This window comes from Sphingomonas sp. (assembly GCF_031361285.1).
Classification (GTDB): domain Bacteria; phylum Pseudomonadota; class Alphaproteobacteria; order Sphingomonadales; family Sphingomonadaceae; genus Sphingomicrobium.
The window spans coordinates 1-2,718 of the sequence record NZ_JANMCO010000160.1 but is presented as its reverse complement, the minus strand read 5'-3'; the positions used below and the strand labels follow the sequence as shown (position 1 = coordinate 2,718).

General features: G+C 62.2%; 3 protein-coding genes and 1 pseudogene. All 4 read right to left on the bottom strand.

Annotated elements, in window-relative coordinates; translation table 11 throughout:
- Positions 1 to 251: pseudogene (locus RMO25_RS12925) on the bottom strand (cytochrome o ubiquinol oxidase subunit I); the annotation flags it as partial.
- A 3-nt stretch (positions 252 to 254) separates the two neighbouring features.
- Entirely contained in the window at positions 255 to 1,298 is a 1,044-nt protein-coding gene (cyoA, locus tag RMO25_RS12920; protein ID WP_309663012.1) for a ubiquinol oxidase subunit II, read from the bottom strand.
- A gap of 5 nt (positions 1,299 to 1,303) precedes the next feature.
- The gene (locus RMO25_RS12915) at positions 1,304 to 1,969 is read right to left on the bottom strand and encodes a glutathione S-transferase (RefSeq protein ID WP_309663011.1); all 666 of its coding nucleotides are present in this window, start codon (positions 1,967 to 1,969) and stop codon (positions 1,304 to 1,306) included.
- A gap of 84 nt (positions 1,970 to 2,053) precedes the next feature.
- A partial coding sequence (locus RMO25_RS12910) for a LysR substrate-binding domain-containing protein (protein WP_309663010.1) occupies positions 2,054 to 2,718 on the bottom strand: 665 nt, incomplete at its 5' end.

Sequence of the window (2,718 nt, the reverse complement as noted above, 5' to 3'; positions counted from 1 at the left end):
GATTGCTGGGCGCGCATCATGATGGCGTCGGCAAAACCGCGCACCAGCATCAGCAGCGCCAGCACGATGTACATCACGCCGATGCGCTTGTGGTCGGTGGACGTGATATATTCGTTCCACAGATAGGGCCACCAGCCCTTGCGCCAGACCCACAGCGCAATGCCAAGGATCGCCGCCATAATCACCAGCGAAGTGACGAGCGGGATCGGGTCGTGCAACGGGATCGCGTCCCAGGTCAGTTTCCCGAACATCCCCTAGCCCCCTGCCGGAACGGCTGAATTCTGGTTTGCCGCCGCCGCGGCCGCCGGGCCAGCCAATTGCTGCACGCGATCGCTGACGATGGCGTCGAACAGACCGGGCGCGACCGCGCCAAACGTCATCGGCTTCACGTAGCTGCTCGGCTTGGACAAAAGGGCATAGCTGCGCGCATCGAGCGCGGCCCCGGTGCCGCGCGAGCCCTGCGCCCACATCGCGAACTGGTCGGCCGGCAGCGCCTGGACCTTGAACTGCATGCCGGGGAAGCCGTCACCGCTGAAATGCGTCGACAGGCCGTCATAGACCCCCTGGCGGTCGGCCTGCAGATTGAGCCGCGTCGTCATCCGCGGCATGGTGTAGATCATCGTCCCCATCTGCGGCACGAAAAAGCTGTTCCACACCGTCGCCGAAGTCAGCCGAAAGCTGATCGGCGTGCCGGCCGGGACGACCAGCTGGTTGACCGTCGCAACGCCCTGATCGGGATAGATGAACAGCCATTTCCAGTCGAGCGAGACGACTTCGACCTTGAGCGGCGGGACCGACGACTTGAGCGGCTTGGCGGGATCGAGGTCGTGGCTCGCGATCCAGGCGATTCCACCGAGCAGCATGATGGTCAGCGCCGGGATCGACCATACGACCATTTCGATCGCACCCGAATATTCCCAATCGGGTCGATAGGTCGCTTTGCTATTCCCACGCCGGAACCACCAGGCGAAGGCGACCGTCGCGATCATCGTCGGGATGATGATCGCCAGCATGATCGCGGTCGAGTTGATGAGAAGCTGTTTTTCCTGGGCGGCGACTGGCCCGACCGGGTCGAGAATGCCGCGGTCGCACCCCGCCGTCAGGACGAGCAAGGCACCGCCAACGAGGACGCGCAAGAGTCCCGCCCGACCAAGTCGGATGATCCATTCGTTGCCGCGTCTTGAATTGCTCAAGGACCGCCCCGCCACCAAAATGCTAGGTCGGACTCGCCGTTCGATCGCGGGCCCGACGCCCTGATAGTGGCGCAATTTCCAGTCGGCAATGTTAACTTCGATCAAGCCGCCTAGCCATCGTAGGGAACGCCGAGAGCCGTGAATGCTGCTGCAGCCGCTTCGCGCTCCACCATCATTGTGCGAAAGTGCGGGCGGCCGTCCATCATCGCCATATAGACGTTCGACTTTGGAACCAGTTTTAGCAGCAGATTGTCGTCGTATATCGCCGACGTGGCCAGGCGGATCATCGTAAAATGAACAAAGGCCACGCAGTCTGCCGCCGTGATCTCAGCACCGCAAATGTAGGGCGAAAATTTCGCCAGCCGCCCGATCGCATTAAGGCCAACAACTAGCCGATCATGCGCCTCCGCTTTGGTCTCCTCCGAAACCGTGCCGCCGAAGAAGCACTCCTTATAGAGCCGGCGGGCGACCCATTCGGCGTTGAGTTCGAGATGCTGGATTAATTCGCGGCACTGGGCGCGTTCGTACACGTCCGCGGGATAGAGCGGGATTTCGGGAAAGCGATCCTCGAGATATTCCAGGATCACTTGCGATTCCGACAGGCCGCCCCCGTCAAACTCGATGAACGGAATCTTCCCCAGCGGCGACGTATCAAGGTATGTCTCGCGTTCCCACGGATAGACCAGCCGCTCGCGAAACGGGATCTGCTTTTCGAGCAGGACCAGTTTGAGCTTGTTGTAATAGTTGCTGACGCCGAAGCCGCACAATGTGATCATCGACCCGCCCCCACGACCGCCGGGCGTCAGGCTTACACCATCGGCACCGGCAAGTGCGGTTAATCGCCACAAGCCCGGCTCAGTCTAATCCGAAGCGCCGACCGGCCCGCCAGCAAGGTCCAGCCGACCGAAATGCTGTCGCGCCATGTCAATAAATGCCCGGACGTTGACCGAAGTGCGCCGGTTCGCCTGATAAACCAAATGGACCGGGATCGGCGGCGGCGCGAAGTCGTCGAGCAATGTCACCAATCGCCCCGAGGAAATCGCATCGAGCGCCTGGTATGAAATGACGTGCGCTATCCCCAGACCATCGATGGCCGCCGAGATTGCCGCATCGGCGGCATTGACAGTCAGTCGCGGCTCGACCCGGATCGCCAACTTGCCGCTGGGGCCGAACCGCCATTCCTGCGCGCGATCGAGTTCGGTGAACGAGATCAGCGCATGATCGTGCAACCCGGCGACATTGGCGGGCGCCGCGTGCAAGGCAAGATAGTCGGGGCTGGCGACGAGGACGCGACGGACCTCGGCGACTTTAAGTGCGTGCAGCGCGCTGTCGGACAAATCGCCAATGCGGACCGCGACATCGATTCCTTCGTCGACCAGCCGGACCACCCGGTCGATCAAGGTCAGTTCGACCCTCAGCCTGTCGTGAACACGCAGCAACGCCGTGATGATCGGGACGATATGGAGTCGCCCGAATGTCACCGGCGCGGTGACCACCATGGTTCCGCCCGGCGTCGCGGCGTCGC

Bases quoted from the DNA above. Each gene is read 5' to 3' on its own strand.
- RMO25_RS12915 (WP_309663011.1), bottom strand. From the start codon at position 1,969: ATGATCACATTGTGCGGCTTCGGCGTCAGCAACTATTACAACAAGCTC.